A 1,367-nucleotide genomic window follows, 5' to 3' on the forward strand; every position below is an offset into this window, starting at 1 on the left:
TTTGGCAAAACCAGCATATTTTTAACAAGATAATTCGATTTCGTTCCAATTTGAGTTTGGATTTCTGCATTGATTTCTACAGGCTTGCCTGCAGTGGCTATGAGCTGACTTGCTGTATTCAATTTTACCGCCAGATTTGAAGATTCATGCGCATAATCAGTCGTTAGACCATGTGTGCCTTGTACATACATGCGGTAGAAGTCATCTTTATTTAAGCGGAAAGTCCATGGCCAGAAAGTCACGCCGCGCTGGCTCGCCATCATCATCAGCTCTTTATTTAAACCAGAAAAAGAAGGATTAAAAGTAGAAGAGTATTTTTGTGCAGCATCTAAAATGCGGCGCGTGTTGACAATATTGCTTTGAGCTGTTGGCGTACTGGTCAAGTATCCAGTGGATACACCAGGAATTTCATTCTTCATATGTAGAATTTGATCGCCAACGAAACTGATGACAATCGCTTGATCATAGGCATTATGCTTATCTAGCAATTCCTTAATTTTTGGTACAATTTCAGGTTTTGAACTCTTTATTTCAATGAAGTTTGTCACATTTGGATATTGTTTTACAGCCGCAAGAATTTCATCCATTGTCGGTACTTTACGTCCATTTGGAATGGTGCGTAAGTTTTGAATTTCTGCGAGCGTCAAATCTTCAATTTTGGCATTTACACCTGTAGTGCGTGTTGTGGTTGAATCATGCATGACCACAACATGATTATCTTTAGAAAGATATACATCGTACTCAACCGCATCTGCGCCAACTTGAATCGCTTTTAATGTGCCTTCTAAAGTGTTTTCATCCTCAAGTGCAGGAATACCGCGATGGCCTGTAATCAGCGGTTTGCGCAGCAGCGTGTTCGGCGCCATTAATTTCATAATAGAAAGAACGCTGTCGGGCTGCTCGGTGTAAATACCGTTTACACCTGTGCTTAAGAACTCTGCTGCTGTTAATGGGCTGCTGCTGTCTAGGTTTGCCCACGGTGTAATCAGCAGACGCTGTAAATGTGAAACCACTTCTGTTTGTACCAGATGCTTAGGCAGAATCACAATTTTTGCAAGTGATGAATTGGTATTGTGGGCAATGGTCACAATATCCTTAGTTGAGCTGCTCAGCCCAGTTTGTTTAGAGTAATCCAGCGCGGTACGCAGTGCTGGAATTGCAATTCGCGCTTTGCGAAGAAGCTCTGGCTGATCTGAAAGCAAGGTAATATCCGCCAGATCATAACTTTCGCCCAATGTTTTTAGCTTATTAATGGTCTGTTCATTTTGAATGCGTAGCAGCGGAAGTGTGCGGCGTGTTGAGTCATTCAGATAATCACGTAAAGCCATGACTTTTTCCTGCTCAGTATTCAATAGATTTAATTGTTC

1 protein-coding gene is annotated in these 1,367 nt (G+C 41.7%); it reads right to left on the reverse strand.

Annotated elements, in window-relative coordinates; all coding sequences use genetic code 11:
* A partial coding sequence (locus FTV42_RS16920; RefSeq protein WP_257223487.1) for a glycerophosphodiester phosphodiesterase occupies positions 1–1,328 on the reverse strand: 1,328 nt, incomplete at its 3' end.
* Between the last annotated feature and the right edge of the window lie 39 nt (positions 1,329–1,367).

The organism is Acinetobacter sp. YH16052, assembly GCF_013417155.1.
Taxonomy (GTDB): Bacteria; Pseudomonadota; Gammaproteobacteria; order Pseudomonadales; family Moraxellaceae; genus Acinetobacter.